This is a genomic window from Actinoallomurus vinaceus, from assembly GCF_039542055.1.
GTDB classification, from domain to species: Bacteria; Actinomycetota; Actinomycetes; order Streptosporangiales; family Streptosporangiaceae; genus Actinoallomurus; species Actinoallomurus vinaceus.
The window spans coordinates 90,681-105,827 of record NZ_BAABHK010000026.1 but is presented as its reverse complement, the minus strand read 5'-3'; the positions used below and the strand labels follow the sequence as shown (position 1 = coordinate 105,827).

General features: G+C 69.2%; 12 protein-coding genes. 5 read left to right on the top strand and 7 right to left on the bottom strand.

From position 1 onward, the window contains the following. The first annotated feature begins 137 nt into the window (after positions 1 to 137). Positions 138 to 959, top strand: a complete 822-nt coding sequence (locus tag ABEA24_RS49495) for an SDR family NAD(P)-dependent oxidoreductase (RefSeq protein ID WP_345442830.1) — start codon at positions 138 to 140, stop codon at positions 957 to 959. A gap of 97 nt (positions 960 to 1,056) precedes the next feature. On the opposite strand, the gene ctaD is transcribed toward ABEA24_RS49495, so the two are convergent. Then, positions 1,057 to 2,733, bottom strand: coding sequence for an aa3-type cytochrome oxidase subunit I (gene ctaD, locus ABEA24_RS49490; RefSeq protein WP_345442828.1), 1,677 nt, complete (start codon positions 2,731 to 2,733; stop codon positions 1,057 to 1,059). Between the two features lie 205 nt (positions 2,734 to 2,938). Here ctaD and ABEA24_RS49485 point away from each other — a divergent pair, with 205 nt between their 5' ends. Next, the gene (locus tag ABEA24_RS49485) at positions 2,939 to 4,951 is read left to right on the top strand and encodes a S53 family peptidase (protein WP_345442825.1); all 2,013 of its coding nucleotides are present in this window, start codon (positions 2,939 to 2,941) and stop codon (positions 4,949 to 4,951) included. Between the two features lie 123 nt (positions 4,952 to 5,074). On the opposite strand, the gene ABEA24_RS49480 is transcribed toward ABEA24_RS49485, so the two are convergent. Beyond that, on the bottom strand, positions 5,075 to 5,632 hold the full coding sequence (locus ABEA24_RS49480) for a GNAT family N-acetyltransferase (protein WP_345442823.1): 558 nt from the start codon (positions 5,630 to 5,632) through the stop codon (positions 5,075 to 5,077). An 84-nt stretch (positions 5,633 to 5,716) separates the two neighbouring features. Here ABEA24_RS49480 and ABEA24_RS49475 point away from each other — a divergent pair, with 84 nt between their 5' ends. From ABEA24_RS49475 to ABEA24_RS49465, 3 genes are all read left to right on the top strand, one after another. Continuing rightward, positions 5,717 to 6,232 (top strand): CGNR zinc finger domain-containing protein, encoded by a 516-nt coding sequence (locus ABEA24_RS49475; protein ID WP_345442821.1) that lies wholly within the window; start codon positions 5,717 to 5,719, stop codon positions 6,230 to 6,232. A gap of 99 nt (positions 6,233 to 6,331) precedes the next feature. Further along, the gene (locus ABEA24_RS49470) at positions 6,332 to 7,054 is read left to right on the top strand and encodes a hypothetical protein (RefSeq protein WP_345442819.1); all 723 of its coding nucleotides are present in this window, start codon (positions 6,332 to 6,334) and stop codon (positions 7,052 to 7,054) included. A gap of 179 nt (positions 7,055 to 7,233) precedes the next feature. Further along, positions 7,234 to 8,097, top strand: coding sequence for a hypothetical protein (locus ABEA24_RS49465; protein ID WP_345442817.1), 864 nt, complete (start codon positions 7,234 to 7,236; stop codon positions 8,095 to 8,097). 56 nt (positions 8,098 to 8,153) lie between these two features. On the opposite strand, the gene ABEA24_RS49460 is transcribed toward ABEA24_RS49465, so the two are convergent. The 5 genes from ABEA24_RS49460 to ABEA24_RS49440 form a co-directional block, all read right to left on the bottom strand. Then, the gene (locus tag ABEA24_RS49460; RefSeq protein WP_345442816.1) at positions 8,154 to 8,846 is read right to left on the bottom strand and encodes a TetR/AcrR family transcriptional regulator; all 693 of its coding nucleotides are present in this window, start codon (positions 8,844 to 8,846) and stop codon (positions 8,154 to 8,156) included. Between the two features lie 113 nt (positions 8,847 to 8,959). Further along, positions 8,960 to 10,222, bottom strand: a complete 1,263-nt coding sequence (locus ABEA24_RS49455) for an amidohydrolase family protein (protein ID WP_345442836.1) — start codon at positions 10,220 to 10,222, stop codon at positions 8,960 to 8,962. Positions 10,223 to 10,245: 23 nt separating this feature from the next. Further along, positions 10,246 to 11,685, bottom strand: coding sequence for an amidase (locus tag ABEA24_RS49450; RefSeq protein WP_345442814.1), 1,440 nt, complete (start codon positions 11,683 to 11,685; stop codon positions 10,246 to 10,248). Beyond that, complete coding sequence (locus tag ABEA24_RS49445) at positions 11,682 to 13,535, bottom strand: dipeptide ABC transporter ATP-binding protein (protein WP_345442812.1); 1,854 nt, start codon at positions 13,533 to 13,535, stop codon at positions 11,682 to 11,684. Before ABEA24_RS49445 ends, ABEA24_RS49450 begins: the two co-directional genes overlap by 4 nt. Further along, entirely contained in the window at positions 13,532 to 15,109 is a 1,578-nt protein-coding gene (locus tag ABEA24_RS49440; RefSeq protein WP_345442810.1) for an ABC transporter substrate-binding protein, read from the bottom strand. The genes ABEA24_RS49445 and ABEA24_RS49440 overlap by 4 nt, the downstream gene beginning before the upstream one ends. Between the last annotated feature and the right edge of the window lie 38 nt (positions 15,110 to 15,147).

Here is a 15,147-nt window from a genome sequence, read left to right as displayed (position 1 = left end):
GCCTCGCCGCGTTGTCGTCGGTCGGCAGCCAAAACCAGGCTGCCTCCCTCCTCCGCCTTGCGAGGCGCACTCTGGACGCCGCTCGCTACGAACAAGATCCACCGGCCACCCCCTAGACCCGTATGAGGAGTCCTCGCATGACCTCCCGGATCGCCATCGTCACCGGCGGAGCCTCCGGCATCGGCCGCGCCATCGCGACCGCCCTCGCGGCGCGCGGCGACACCGTGACCGTCGCCGACATCGACGCCGACGGCGCGAAGAAGGTCGCGGACCGGCTGTCCGCGCACGCGAAGGTCACGGCCGCCGCCCTCGACGTGACGGACGCCGACGCGGTCGCCGCGCTGTACCGGTCGGTCCGGGAGGAGCACGGCCGGCTGGACCTGGTGTTCAACAACGCCGGCATCGCGGTCGGCGGGCTGGCCGAGGAGCTGACCCTCGACCACTGGAACCGCACCATCGACGTCAACCTGCGAGGCGTCGTCCACGGCGTGCACGCGGCGTACCCGATCATGCTGGAGCAGGGGCACGGGCACATCGTGAACACCGCGTCGATGGCCGGCCTGGTGCCCGCGCCGCTGATGCTGCCCTACACCGCCACCAAGCACGCGGTCGTCGGGATGAGCCTCGCGCTCCGCGCTGAGGCGGCGAGCCGGGGCGTACGGGTCAGCGCGATCTGTCCCGGCTTCGTGGACACGCCCCTGCTCGACAACGCCAACCCGGACCTGCCCGCGACCGAGGCCGCGACGAACGCCCGGCGGGCGGCACAGCGCGTGCAGCGCAGGCTCTACCCCGCCCCCGCGCTGGCCCGTGACGTGCTGCGAGGCGTCGACCGGAACGACGCCCTCATCGTGGCCCCCGCCTCGTCCCGCGCGGCGTGGCTGGCCGCCCGGCTGTGGCCCCGGGGCGCCGTGCGCGTCGCCGGCCTCAGCGTACGGCGCATGGGCGGCTTCGCCCGCTGACCTCCGAACCGCTCGCCGGCCCGGCCCGCCCGCGATGAGGGGCGCCGGCCTCGGCGTACGGCTCTGGGCGGCGGGCGCCGGGCCCGAGGGGCTGCTCTCAGCGTTCCTCACCGGCCGGGAGCTCCTCGGCCGGTGGCGATGGCAGACGCGGGTAGTGCAGGTCGAAGGCGGGGCGCTCGGAGCGGATCCGCGGGATCGAGGTGAAGTTGTGGCGCGGCGGCGGGCATGAGGTCGCCCACTCGAGGGAGTTGCCGAAACCCCAGGGATCATCGACTCCGACGCGCGGCGCCTTCCGCGCGGTGATGAACACGTTCCAGAAGAACACCAGCGTGGAGGCCCCCAGCAGGAACGCGCCCATGCTGGAGATGAAGTTGAGCGTGGCGAACTCCCGGGCGTAGTCGGCGACCCGCCGCTGCATCCCCTCGGCCCCGAGCCAGTGCTGGACCAGGAACGTCGTGTGGAAGCCGATGAACAGCATCCAGAACTGGATCTTTCCGAGCCGGTCGTTGAGCATCTTCCCGGTCATCTTCGGCCACCAGAAGAAGAACCCGGCGAACATGGCGAAGACGACGGTCCCGAAGACCACGTAGTGGAAGTGCGCCACCACGAAGTACGAGTCGGTGACCTGGAAGTCCAGCGGCGGCGAGGCGAGGATGACGCCGGTCAGGCCCCCGAACAGGAAGGTCACGAGGAACCCGATGGCCCACAGCATCGGTGACTCGAAGGACAGGTGCCCCCGCCACATGGTGCCGACCCAGTTGAAGAACTTCACCCCGGTCGGAATCGCTATCAGGAACGTCACGAAGGAGAAGAAGGGCAGCAGTACCTGGCCGGTGGCGAACATATGGTGCGCCCAAACGGCCATCGACAGCCCGGTGATCGCGATGGTGGCACCGACCATGCCGATGTACCCGAACAGCGGCTTGCGGCTGAACACCGGGATCACCTCGGTGATGATCCCGAAGAACGGCAGCGCGATGATGTAGACCTCGGGATGGCCGAAGAACCAGAACAGGTGCTGCCAGGTCATGGCCCCGCCGTACTGGGCGTCGAACACGTGCGCGCCGAGCTTCCGGTCGGCCTCGAGGACGAGCAGCGCGGCGGCCAGGATCGGAAAGGCCATCAGCACGAGCACGCTGGTGAACAGGACGTTCCACGTGAAGATCGGCATCCGGAACATCGTCATGCCCGGCGCCCGCATTCCGATGATCGTCGTGATGAAGTTGACCGCGGTCAGGATGGTGCCGAGGCCGGACAGCACCAGCCCCATGATCCACAGATCCCCGCCGATTCCGGGCGATCTGACCACGCTGTTCAGCGGCGCGTAGGCGGTCCAGCCAAAGCTCGCCGCGCCGCTGGGCGCGAACGCCGAGGCGAGCACGATCAGCCCGCCGAGCAGGAACAGCCAGTAGCTCAACATGTTCATACGCGGGAACGCGACGTCCGGCGATCCGATCTGCAGCGGCATGATGACGTTCGCGAAGCCGGCGAACAGCGGCGTCGCGAAGAGCAGCAGCATGATCGTCCCGTGCATCGTGAACAACACGTTGAACTGCTCCCTGCTCACCAGCTGCAGGCCCGGCTTGGTCAACTCGGCGCGCATGAGCATGGCCATCAGACCCGCGGCCAGGAAGAAGCCGAACGATGTCGCCAGGTAGAGCTGACCGATCACCTTGTGATCGGTCGACGTGAGCCACGAGACGACCAGGTGCCCCTTCGTACGGGGCCGGGACCGCGCCGGCGCGGCCGGGGGCGTACGACCGAGTAGGACCATGAGGTGGTCTCCCCTGCCCTGAGGCATCGCCGCAATCCACTATTCGCCCTCGTGACGCGACACGCAAGAGCCCTGCTCGGTGTCCACATGTGGCCCTCAGTTCCCGATTCTTGCATCTATTTCATAACGTCTCTTGATTCACGGGAGCCCCACCGAAATCCTCGCGTCGCGGCGATCATTCCGCCGCTCACGAAAGGACTGGTGGATGTCCCGAGACGGACGACGTCGTCGCGCGCTGACGGCCGCGGCCCTGGCACTGCCGCTCATCGCGGCGGGCCTGGCGGCCACGACCACGGCGCAGGCGAACGACCGCAAACCGGTCGCCGGCACCAAGCCCACCTGGGCGCGTGCCTCCGCCGACCGCGGCAAGACCAGCGACGAGCAGCAGCTCGACGCGAGGATCTGGCTGGCCGGAAAGGACCCGAAGGGCCTCGACGCCTACGCCCAGGCGGTCTCCACGCCGGGCAGCCCGCAGTACCGCAAGTTCCTCAGCCCCGCCGACTTCAACGCCCGCTTCGGCCCCACGGCCGAGCAGGTGAACGCCGTGAAGTCCTGGCTGACCTCCTCGCATCTGCGGGTCGACGCCGTCAACAGCCACTACATCCACGTCACCGGGCAGGTCGCCCAGGCAAAGAAGGCTTTCGGCACCGACTTCCGCAACTACGCCGCCCAGGGCGCGGTCGTCCGGGCGCCCGCCGGCGAGGCGACCGTCCCCACCTCGGTCTCCTCGGCCGTGCTCACGATCACTGGCCTGGACAGCGCCAAGCACGTCCGGGTCCACGGCGACTCGCTGCCGCCGCCCGAGCCGAACTACTGGGTCGCCCAGCCGTGCGCGCAGTACTACGGACAGAAGGTGGCCACCGCGCAGCCCAAGGCATACGGCAAGCACCAGCCGCGCGCGATGTGCGGCCTGCTGCCCAAGCAGCTGCGCGGGGCGTACGGCGCCACGGCGAGCGGCCTCACCGGCAAGGGCTCGACGGTCGCCATCGTCGACGCCTACGCCGCGCCGAAGATGCTCGAGGTCTCGAACATCTACGCCAAGAAGTACGGTGAGCGCCCGTTCGCCAAGGGCCAGTACCAGGAGGCCTTGCCCGCCACCTTCGACAAGACGGACGAGTGCGGTGCGGCCGGATGGTACGGCGAGGAGGCCCTGGACGTCACCGCCGTGCACGCGGTGGCGCCCAAGGCCAAGGTCGTCTACGTCGGCGCGCAGAACTGCTACGACACCGGCCTGGACGATGCTCTTCTGAAGATCGTCGACAACCACCTGGCCGACATCGTGAGCAACTCCTGGGGCGACCTGTCGGAGCACTACGACGACACCATGGTCCAGGCGGAGGAGACGATCTACAAGCAGGGTGCCATCGAGGGCATCGGCTTCTACTTCTCCACCGGTGACTGCGGCTACGAGGTGCCGAACACGCCGTGCCAGGCTCGGTACGGCGCCTCCGGCTCCACGAAGCGCCAGACGGACATGCCGGCCTCCGACCCGTGGGTGACCGCGGTCGGCGGCACGAGCCTCGCCGTGGACGGGCACAACCGCTACAAGTTCGAGACCGGTTGGAACTTCACCACCGACTCGCTGTCCAAGGACGGCAAGACGTGGGACCCGGCGCCTCCCGGCCACTACCCGGACAACTACGCCGGCGGTTCTGGTGGCGGCACCAGCGACCGGTTCACCCAGCCCGGCTACCAGCGGGCCGTCGTCCCGTCGTCGCTGAGCAGGACGCTGCCGGACGGTTCGAAGGCTGCGAAGCCGATGCGCGTCATCCCGGACATCTCGGCCGTCGCCGACTCGACGACCGGCATCCGCTACCCGATCTGGGCGCAGCTGCCGGACGGAACGTTCGGCTACGCCGAGAGCCGCGTCGGCGGCACCAGCCTCGCCTGCCCGGTCATCGCCGGCCTGCAGGCGCTCGCCCAGCAGCGCCAGGGCGGCGCGCCGCTCGGCTTCGCCAACCCGGCGATCTACCTGCGGGCGGGCAAGGGCCTGTACCACGACGTGACCGACCACCCGCTCGGCAAGAACCCGGTGGCCTTCGTACGGACCAACTACACCGACCCGTACGCCAAGAAGACCCCGCTGGTCTACGTGCTGCGCACCACCGGCAACTACGGCATCCCCAAGGGTGACGCACTGCCTGCGGTCCGCGGCTACGACGACATCACCGGCGTCGGCACCCCGACGGCGAAGTACCTGCTGTCCTACCGGTTCTAACCGGTCAAGTCGGTCTGTGAGGGGGCCGGGTGCGTTCATGCACCCGGCCCCCTTTCACGTCGCACGGGGCCGGTCGGCCGGCGTGATCATCGGCGCCCGCTGCCGTGGGAGGCCTGCTCGGGCTCAGGTGGCTGATGATGTCATGAGGCTGGTGTGTGCCCAGATCATGCAGTCGTGCCAGGTGTCGTGGTCGGGTTCGGGCGTGGTCCAGGCACGGCAGTGGTGTGGGAGGCGTTGTTCGTACCGGTAGCCGGCGCGGTCGGCCAGACCTAGCGAGGGGGTGTTGGCGGGGTTGATCTCAAGCCAGATCCGGTCGAGGCCCAGTTCGTCGTGCGTCCAGCGGGTCAGCGCGTTGATACCGCGCAGGGCCAGGCCTTGGCGACGGCTTTCCGGTCGCACCCAGTAGGCGAGTTCGGCGCTTTGCGGGCCGTCGATCATCAGTCCCAGGGCGCCGAGCAGGCGGTCGTGCTTGAGGATCCCGTAGGACGCCTGGCATCCTGCGGCTGGATCCCAGGCGTTCAGCGCCGCGCGCGCGTCCCGAGGTGTGTAGGGTCCGGCCGGGCGTGGCCCCCAGAGGGCCCGAGCCGTCTCGGTGCCGGTGGCCTCGACCACGAGGTCGACGTCATGTGCAGTCAAGGTACGCAGCCGCAGGCCTTGGCCCAGGTCGATGTCGGCGATCATTTTCACCGGACCTTAGACGTCATAGTGTCGTCGGTGTTCATGCTCATGCTGCTTACTATCAAAACCAAGGAGGTAGGTGGTCAAATGCGTTACGTTGCCTACATTGGTAATCTGACCCGGCTAGCCGTCGAACTGGTCAACGGTGACGAGCCCAGCGAGCTGCGGCGAGAGTTCTTCCGCCAGCACCACATAGCCGAACCGGACACCGACGAGCTGGGAGATCTCCTCCGGCCCCTGCGCGAGGCGGTCGCAGCCGTCGCGGACACCGGACCGATCGCCCCCGTCAACCTGCTCCTGGAACGCTTCCCGCCCGCGATCCATGTCAGTGAGCACGACGGGGAGGGCCAGCAGCACCTGCACTTCGCCCGCGACGGGGAGGAGCCCGTCGCCTGGCTCGGCCGCAGCTGCGCCGCAGCCCTCGCACACGCGATCTGCGGAGACCCGGCGGTGACCGTGGGCCGCTGCCAGGCGGACGGTTGCAATCGCTTCTACGTCGACGACTCCCGCAACCGCAGCCGCCGCTTCTGCTCCAACGCCTGCGCCAGCCGGACGACCGTCGCCAACCACCGCGCCCGCCGCAAGGCGGCCACCACCCGATGACGCCGTGCCAACAGACGCCGACAACCACGGGCCACATTCTCCATGTAGTCGCTGTAATCCACTTGACCACCTACATGCCCGACTCTTAATGTCGGCAGCATGACGGATAATGGCACCTACACTAGCCTTGGCGCGGCCCGCCGCCTCCACGTACTCGGTGACTGGGATCACGCCGCTGCGCTGCTGGCCGAAGAGAAGAGCACCGAAGCGCTCGAACTGAAGGCCGAGATCCTCTACGAGCGGTTCTTGTTCCGGGTCGACGGCATCGAAGCCGCGGCCGACGCGATAGCGGCCCTCGATCCGGAATCGCCGCAGGCTCGCCTTCTCACCGCACGGCTCGCCTACACCCGTCTGCTCTTCCAGTTGGACCCGCTGCCAGACGACTACGAGACCGCAGAGGCCGGGTACCGTTTCGCCGCCGCCCACCCGAAGACGCACGGATGGGCCGAGTTCCACTGGGGTGCGCTCCTCGACAACGTCCGCGAAGACAGTGCTGCCGCGAAGGCGCACTACGCCAAGGCTCTACAGGCCTCCCACCAGGAAGGTGACTTGATCCTCGAGTCCATCGTGCTCCGCCACTCGGCCTGGCACGTGATCGACGACGGCGATCGCGAAGAGGGGCTGCGCATGCTGCGACGCTCGCTGCACCTGCGTTCTGCAGCCGGCATGCGTCCGCAGATCGCTGCGGCCCAACTGTTGCTCGCCGGCGAGCTGCCCGAGGATGATCCTGAGCGTGCCACACTCGTCGCGACCGCTCGGAACCTAGCCGACGAACTGGGCCTCAGCTGGGTTCGGACCGGCCTCGAGAAGCTGGCCGCCTAAGGGTCGAGCTGCGGTCATGCGTCGTATGTGACGGGACAACCGGCAAATACGTCAGATCACCGGGACGTGCGCCAAGTGCAACGGGACGGAACAATAACGTCCCAAACACTCACTAAGACGTCTGATACGTGGCCCCTTTTCCACCGGTTCCAGGTGATCTCAGCATTGGAGGATGTCGGATGTGCGTGTCGACGGCGGCGTCACGGTTCTCGGGCACGGTCCTGTATCACGGTCAGGCCAGGCACCCCGAGCACGGCCGGGTCCATGTGCTGGGCTATCAGAACACCGCCGTCAACCTGGCGAGCGGACCGAACGCGATGCTCCTGCACGTGCCCGCCACCGGCATGACCCCGGCGAACTTCGTCGACACCCGCCACTGCCCGCGCGTCCTGCGCGACATGGTCGACGCCCTCGCTCCCCCGACCCGCGGCCGGGGGCCGATGCCAGAGGGCTGTGTGGCGGCGGCCGGCGGACCACCGCCCGTCCAGATCTTCGACCATGACATCTACACCGTGGTCCTGGCCACCGACCCCACCCTGATCCCTCGGGCGCTGGAACAAGTGCCCGAGCACCGGCGGATCCGGCCCAACAGGCCACTGTTCGACTTCTATGCCGCTCGCTATCCCGGACACGCGATCATCGTGTGCTGCTTCGACAACACCGAGGCGAAATCGGCCAACCCACTGCTCATGTGGTACCGGCCGCACAGCCTCCGCCACTTCGTACTGCCCGCGTTGGACTGCCACACCGGAGGCGTCCCCGATCTGACGGCGCACGTCCCCACCGACCACTGGGTCATCCTCGGACGAGACGACCCACCGGCCTCATGGGGTGTCCCGGTCACCTACACCGCCGACGACAGCCGTACCGGACACGGCCGGCACCCCGACCGGCACGGACCCGCCGCCCCGTACCTCCCGGCTCGAGTGATGGGCGCACGCTTCACCAGCACCATGCCGAACGGGGACTTCACGATCCCCTATACCGACGTCGTTCGAGGCGACCTCAGCGCTCTCCGCCGCACCACGGCCGCGGCCGCGTAGCCGCAGTCCTTGACGAGCCGCCATGAGGCTTGCCCTTTGGCCCAACTCGTCTCGTTTCAGACCTCGACTCCCGCGCGGGTCAGCATGTGGAGCATGCCGTCGACATAGGCCGCCAGGCCGGATTCGAACTGCTCGTCGGACGGCAGCTCCACGATCTCGTCGACCAGGCTCACCACCTGCGGGAAATCCTCGGTGGGGAGCCCGTGGTAGAAATGCCTCCGCCGCGAGCGTGCCTCGGCGCCGTCGGCCGCGTCCTCGCGGCCCCAGCGGCGTGGGACCTGATAGCCGGCGAAACCGATCGTGTAGGTGATCAGGAACCCGTAGCACCGCACCGCCAGCGGGCCGGGAATCCCCGCGTCCACCAGCCGCTGAAGCACTGCCTCCATCGCGCCGCCCAAGGCACGCCGGCTGTCGGTGATGCGCGTGGTGAGCAGCCGGACGACGCTGGGATGTTCGCGCATCATTCGAAAGAACGCGTGCGCGACGGTGTGCAACGCCTCTGCCGGCCCGGCGTCGGGTTCGTCGGGCAGGTACATCCCGCCCAGCACCCGGTCCCCCATCGCGTCGAGGATCTCGTCCTTGTTTCGGAAGTACCCGTACAGCGTCATCGTGCCGGCATTCAGCTCGCCTGCGAGCCGGCGCACGGTCAGCCGGTCGAGGTCTGCTTCGTTGTCCGCGATGCGCAGGGCGACGTCGATGATGCGGTCGCGCGTCAGTGAGCGGTCGCGCCCTCTTTGCCCCCGAGACATGAAATCCCTTCGTACGCTGGTCAAAGCGTACGGTACGTCGGTGTTTCCGTCTCGGCGGTGATCGAGCGGCCGGCGACGGGACGCGTTCGCCGCCGGCCTCGATCGGGTCTTCGCTACCGGGCGGCCTCGGCGAGTGCGCGCTTGACGAGCCGGCCCTCTTGCATCACCAGCACCACGTTCGCCGGGTCGCCGAGCATGTCGATGTCGGCGACCGGATCACCGTCGCACACCACGAGGTCGGCGATCTTGCCCACCTCGACGGTGCCGAGCGTCTCGTCCAGGCCCAGCAGCTGGGCGGCGTTCAGCGTCCCGGCGCGGATGGCCTCCAGCGGGGACAGCCCCAGCTCGACCATATGAGCGAGTTCCCGGAGGTTCTGGCCGTGCGCGAAGACGCCCGAGTCGGTGCCGAGCGCCACCTTCACCCCACGCCGGACCGCCTCACCCAGCCGGTCCACGGCGGCTTCGGCCATGCGCATCTTCTGCTCATAGGCCGCTGCCGTGTAGAGCCCCCGATCGATGTGGAAGGTCGACAGGGTCGGGACCACGAACGCACCCGTCTCCAGCATGAGGTCGATGCACTCATCGTCCATGAGATAGCCGTGTTCGATGCTGGACACGCCGCCCAGCAGGGCGTTCTTGATGCCCTGCGTGCCCTGTGCGTGCGCGGCGACCGGCCGGCCGCGGTGCCGGCGCGTCTCCTCCACGACCGCCCTGATCTCCTCGACGGTCAGGCCCTCGTCCTCGGGCTGGTCGCTCGGGCTGTTCACACCACCGGTCGCGCAGACCTTGATGACGTCGGCGCCCTCGCTGAGCAGCCGCCTCGTCGCCAACCGGACCTGGTCGGGGTCGTCGGCGAGCTCGCTGAACGGCCCCACAAGGGCCGACGGGTCGTACCCGCTGGGCAGCCGGAAGTCGGCGTGGCCGCCGGTGTGGCTCATCAACCGCAAGGCGACGTGCAGCCGGGGACCCTCGATCAGGCCGAGCGCCACCGCGTCCCGGTAGCCGGCGTCGATGCCGCCGAGGTCGCGCGCCGTCGTGACTCCCGCGTGCAACGTGTCCCGCATGCGCTGTGCCCGTTCGAAAACGGTCACCGTCGGCCGGTTGGTCACCAACCTTCCGGTGAAGTCGGCGTTGCTGTCCATGAGGAAGTGCACATGGCAGTCGAAGAACCCCGGCAGCAGCGTGCGCCCGTCGAGATCGACGACCGTCGCGCCGTCGATCCGCGGCCGTGAACCCTCCGGCCCGACGTAGGTGAATCTGCCGCCCTCCACCACCACGGCCGTCGACTCGGCGGGGGCGGCGCCGGTTCCGTCCACCAGCCGGGCACCTGTGAACACGGTCGGGGTCGGCGAGTGCTGCCTGCGATTCTCGGTCATGCCGTACCTCTTCTGCTCGTGAGTCATCGACGGCGCTCCGGCATCTCCTCCGCGAAGACCGGCGGGCGAAGCTCCGCCCAGGGGCGTTCGGCCTCCAGTTGCGCCGCCACGGAGACCAGCAGGTCCTCACGCCCGTACGCCGCGGCCAGCTGGATTCCGATGGGCTCGCCGGACTCGGTGAGTGCCGCGGGCACCGCGATCGCGGGCTGCCCGGTCGTGTTGAACGGCGCGGTGAACGTGAGCACGTTTACCGACTTCTGGAGGCCGTCGGCTTCCTCCCACGGCCATCCCACCGGCTTGGGCGGCGTGGCGAACACCGGGCTCAGCAGCAGGTCGAAGTCCTGCCACCAGTTCGCCATGTCGGCGCGCAGCCGGCCCTGCCAGGCAAGGGCGTCGGCGAGTTCCAGCCCGGTGATCTCCCGCCCCCGCCGTACCCAGAACCGGGTGACGGCATCGAGGTCGTCGGGGCCGGGCGGCTCGCCGAGTTCCGCGATCAGCGCCTCGATGGTCTGGACGGCGGTGACGCTCAGCGCGTCGAAGAAGGCTTTCAGGCACATCGGATCGAACATCGGCTCGGGGTAGGCGTCCTCGACCTTGTGCCCGAGCCGCTCGAGGATCCGGGCGGTGTCCAGGACGGCCTCCCGCACCGGCTCCACGACCTGTGGGGCGTGGTCGGGCGCGTGGGCGAGAACCCCGATCCGGAGCCGCCCCGGATCGCGACCGACCATCGAGGCCAGGCCACCCGGCGGAAGGGGCGCGGGGCCGCCCCGGTCTCCGGGCGCACCGCCGCTCAGCGCGTCGAGCACCGCCGCCGTGTCGCGCACGGTCCGCGTGACCACCGCCGGACCACTGTGCCCCCATCGGTCGGGCCTGCCCGGGCCCGCGCTGATGCGCCCGACGCTCGGTTTCAATCCGACCAGGTGACAGAACGCGGCCGGCATCCGGATCGACCCGCCGCCGTCGCCGCCCTGCGCCACGGGCACCATTCCCGCGGCGACCGCGGCCGACGCACCGCCCGACGAACCGCCGGAGGTCAGGTCGGTGCGCCACGGATTCCGCGTGACACCGTGGACACGGCTCTCGCTGACCGAGACCAGGCCGAACTCCGGTGTCGAGGTCTGGCCGACGACGACGAACCCGGCCTCCCTGAGCCGCCGGTTGATGACGGCGTCCTCCCGCGCGACGCGGCCGTGCCTGGCCACCCACACGGATCCGTAGTTCGCCGGGTCTCCCTTGCTGTCGTTGAGCGCCTTCACCAGAGTGGGCACACCCGCGAACGGGGCGTCCCCGCGTACGGTGTCCGCCTCGGCGAGCGCCTGGTCGTACCGCCGATGCGTGATGGCGTTGATCTGCGGGTTCGTCGCCTCGATGCGCTCGATCGCGGCCGTGACCAGCTCTCTCGGTGACGCCTCGCCCCGCCGTACGAGGTCCGCCTGAGCCACGGCGTCCAGCGGCGACGTCATTCCGGCCCCTCTCGATCCGCGGGGAAGTGGCACGCCACCGCATGCCCCGCACTCAGCGTGGACAGTGCCGGGGCCTCCGCCCGGCATCGAGATTCGGCCCGGGGACATCGAGCGGCGAACGCGCACCCCCGGGCTTCCTCCGGCCGATCACCCGTGTCCGGTGGGCTCGCCGCGCCCGATTCGGGCCGGTCGCGCGGATCGGGGGACGGAACGGCCTCGAGCAGCGCCCTGGTGTACCAGTGCGCCGGCGAGGCGAACAGCGCCTCCGCCTCCGCGATCTCCACGACCCGGCCCGCGTACATCACCATCACCCGGTCCGAGACGGCCTGTACGACCGCGAGGTCGTGGGAGATGAAGACGTAGGTCAGCTCCTCCGCCTGCTGGACCTTGAGGAGCAGATCCAGTACCTGTGCCTGTACGGAGACGTCCAGCGCCGAGGTCGGCTCGTCCAGGACCACGACCTGCGGCCGGGCGGCGATCGCGCGGGCGATGGCGATGCGCTGCTTCTGCCCGCCGGAGAACTCGTGGGGCAGCCGGCCCGCGGTCTCCGGCGGCAGGCCGACCTCCGCCAGCACCTCGTCGATCCGCCGCCGTGCCTCGCCGCCGGTCACGCCGCCGGCGGCCAGCGGCTCGCGCACCGATGTGACCACGCGAAGCTTCGGGTTCAGCGAGCCCGCCGGGTGCTGGAACACCATCTGCACGGCACGCCGGAAGGCCTTCAGCCGCTTGCCCCGCAGCCTGCCGTAGTCGGCTCCGTTCATCTCCAGCCGGCCCGCGCTGGGCTGGTCCAGCGCGACCAGCATCTTGGCGAGGGTGCTCTTGCCGGAGCCGGACTCGCCGACGACGCCGAGCACCTCTCCCCGGCCGACCCGCAACGAGACGTCCCGGACCGCGTGCACGACACGGCCTCGTGCCCGGAAACTGCGGCTCAACCCGTCCACCGCGAAGAGCGGGGCGCCGGCCGGATCGGTTCCTCCTCCCGCAGGCCGGCGCCCGGCGCGGTCGCCCAGTTTGGGCACCGAGCCGAGCAGCATCCCGGTGTAGTCCGAGGTCGGACGCAGGAGCACGTCCTCCACGGCGCCGCTCTCGACGATCTCGCCGTCCCGCATGACCGCCACCCGGTCCGCGGTCTGCGCGATGACGCCGATGTCATGCGAGATCAGCAGGATCCCGACGCCGAACTCGTCGCGGACCGTCCGCAGCAGGCGCAGGATCTCCGCCTGCACGGTGACGTCGAGTGCCGTCGTCGGTTCGTCGGCCAGCAGCAGGCGTGGCTCGCCGGCCAGCGCGAGCGCCATCGCCACGCGCTGCCGCAACCCGCCCGAGAGCTGATGCGGGTACTGCCGGGCCCGGTGCTCCGGTTCCGGCACTCGCACCCTGCGCAGCAGCTCGAGCACCGCGTTCTGCCGTGCCTTGCCCTTGAGACCACGGTGCCGCGCCACCACCTCGCCGATCTGCCGGCCGACCCGCATGCTCGGGTCCAGTGCTCCCATGGCGTCCTGGAACACCATCGCGACCTCGCTGCCGCGCAGTCGCGTGAGCGCCTTGCCGTCGGCGGCCACCAGGTCGGTGCCGCACACCTCGAACGTCTCAGCGGACACGTGCGCCTGCTTGGGCAGCAGCCCGAGGCATGCCATGGCGACGGAGGTCTTCCCGCTCCCGCTCTCGCCGATCAGGCCGACGATCTCCCCGGCTCGTACCGTCAGGTCGACGGCGCGGACGCTGTCCGGCGCCGAGCCGTAGCGAACGTTGAAATCGCGGCACCTCAGCACGGCTTCGCCGCGCCGCGCGTCGTCCTTCTGCGTCTCTCCGGAGCCGTCTGCGGCTGCGACCTTCATCGTCTCCGTCACCCGATCCATGCGTCTTTCAGGAACATCCGGGTGCTCGACGGTTCGGTCTTGAACCCCGCGAGCTTCTTGGACCACACGTCGTACACCGGGGGCGCGGCATACGGGACGAGCATGTACACCCGCTGCGCGACGTACCGGTTGATGTCCGCGTACGTCTGACGCCGTTCCTGGTCGCTGCCCGTCTGGTGGACGGCGTTCGACATCTGCTTCCACAGCTCCGGGTCGTTGACCTTCGTCGTCTTCGACCCCTTCTCGAACCACAGGCTCAGGTACTGGCCGGGGGCGGCGTTGAGCGCGGACGTCAGCTGGATCATGTCGGCGTTCCAGTTGCCGGACAGCAGGTTGCTGGTCAGCTGCTCGAAGGGGACCTGCGTGATGTCCACCTCCACGCCGATCTTCGACAGCTGTTCCTTGATGAGCTGCGCGGTCGCGAGCTTGTCCGGCCGGTTCGACCGGATCGCCAGCTTGAGCTTCACGGCTCCCGCTCCCGACGCGGCGAGAAGCTGCTTCGCCTGGTTCGGGTCGTACTGGGTGCCCGGCAGGTCTCCCGCCTGGCCCGCCATGACCGGGTCTCCCGGCGGGATGATCCCCGAGGCGACGCCGGCCCCCTGCGATCCGACGGTGATCAACTGCTTCCGGTCGATGCCGAGACTGATCGCCTGGCGCACCTTCTCGTTCGCCAGCGGACCGCTCACCGTGTTCAGGCCCAGCCAGTAGGCGCCGACGTCGTATCCGTCGCTTACCGTGAACCTGCGCTTCAGCACGGACGCGTTCTTGGGAAGGACGACCTGAATGGTGTCCACGGTCCCGGACTGCAGGGCCTGCACGCGGGTCGCCTCATCAGGGATGACCCGGTAGTCGACCTCGTTGATGTACGGCTTCGGCCTGTCCCAGTAGCCGTCGAATCGAACGGTCTTGATCAGGGAGCCTTCCCGGAACTCCGCGAGCTTGTACGGGCCCGTCCCGTCCTCCTGCGTCTTGAGGTCGTTGGCCGAATGCGACCGGACCCACCGCTCGCTGACGATGCCGGCGCTCCACGGCTGGGCGAGCAGGTGCAGCAGCGAGGACTGCGGATCGACCAGCTTCACCACGACCTTGTCGTCGCTCGGAGCGGTCACGTCCTTGAACTTGTAGAGCGGTCCGTACGGCGAGTGCACCGCCGGGTCGACGATCCTCTTGAGGCTGAACACGACGTCGCTCGCCTTCAGCGGGCTGCCGTCGTGGAACGTGACGCCCTGGCGCAGCGTGAACTCGTAGGTGGTCGGCGACGTCTGCTTCCACGAGGTCGCCAGTGCCGGCTTCAGGGTGCTGCCGTCGGGCCCGAGTGAGAGAAGGCCCTCGTAGAACTGTGCGGCGAAGCGCTTCGCGTCGAACGCCTGGGCCAGGATGGGATCGAGCCCGCTCAGCGGCTGGCTCTCGTCGCCGACGGTGAGAACGCCGCCGCGATGGGGCGCGCCGCCTCCGGTACCGGACTGCGTCTGGCCGCTGCCCCCGCAGCCCGCCAATGTGATCGACGTGGCGGCGATCGCCGCCACGGTGAGCGCCAGTCTGCTGACCGGCATGCGTGAGGTCATGGTGCTGCTTCTTTCTCTGCGGCCCTGGTGGGGAGAGG

Excerpts from the sequence above, each read along its gene's own strand:
- ABEA24_RS49495 (WP_345442830.1), top strand. The coding sequence starts at position 138 with ATGACCTCCCGGATCGCCATCGTCACCGGCGGAGCCTCCGGCATCGGC.
- ctaD (WP_345442828.1), bottom strand. The coding sequence starts at position 2,733 with ATGGTCCTACTCGGTCGTACGCCCCCGGCCGCGCCGGCGCGGTCCCGG.
- ABEA24_RS49485 (WP_345442825.1), top strand. The coding sequence starts at position 2,939 with ATGTCCCGAGACGGACGACGTCGTCGCGCGCTGACGGCCGCGGCCCTG.
- ABEA24_RS49480 (WP_345442823.1), bottom strand. The coding sequence starts at position 5,632 with ATGATCGCCGACATCGACCTGGGCCAAGGCCTGCGGCTGCGTACCTTG.
- ABEA24_RS49475 (WP_345442821.1), top strand. The coding sequence starts at position 5,717 with ATGCGTTACGTTGCCTACATTGGTAATCTGACCCGGCTAGCCGTCGAA.
- ABEA24_RS49470 (WP_345442819.1), top strand. The coding sequence starts at position 6,332 with ATGACGGATAATGGCACCTACACTAGCCTTGGCGCGGCCCGCCGCCTC.
- ABEA24_RS49465 (WP_345442817.1), top strand. The coding sequence starts at position 7,234 with ATGTGCGTGTCGACGGCGGCGTCACGGTTCTCGGGCACGGTCCTGTAT.
- ABEA24_RS49460 (WP_345442816.1), bottom strand. The coding sequence starts at position 8,846 with ATGTCTCGGGGGCAAAGAGGGCGCGACCGCTCACTGACGCGCGACCGC.
- ABEA24_RS49455 (WP_345442836.1), bottom strand. The coding sequence starts at position 10,222 with ATGACCGAGAATCGCAGGCAGCACTCGCCGACCCCGACCGTGTTCACA.
- ABEA24_RS49450 (WP_345442814.1), bottom strand. The coding sequence starts at position 11,685 with ATGACGTCGCCGCTGGACGCCGTGGCTCAGGCGGACCTCGTACGGCGG.
- ABEA24_RS49440 (WP_345442810.1), bottom strand. The coding sequence starts at position 15,109 with ATGACCTCACGCATGCCGGTCAGCAGACTGGCGCTCACCGTGGCGGCG.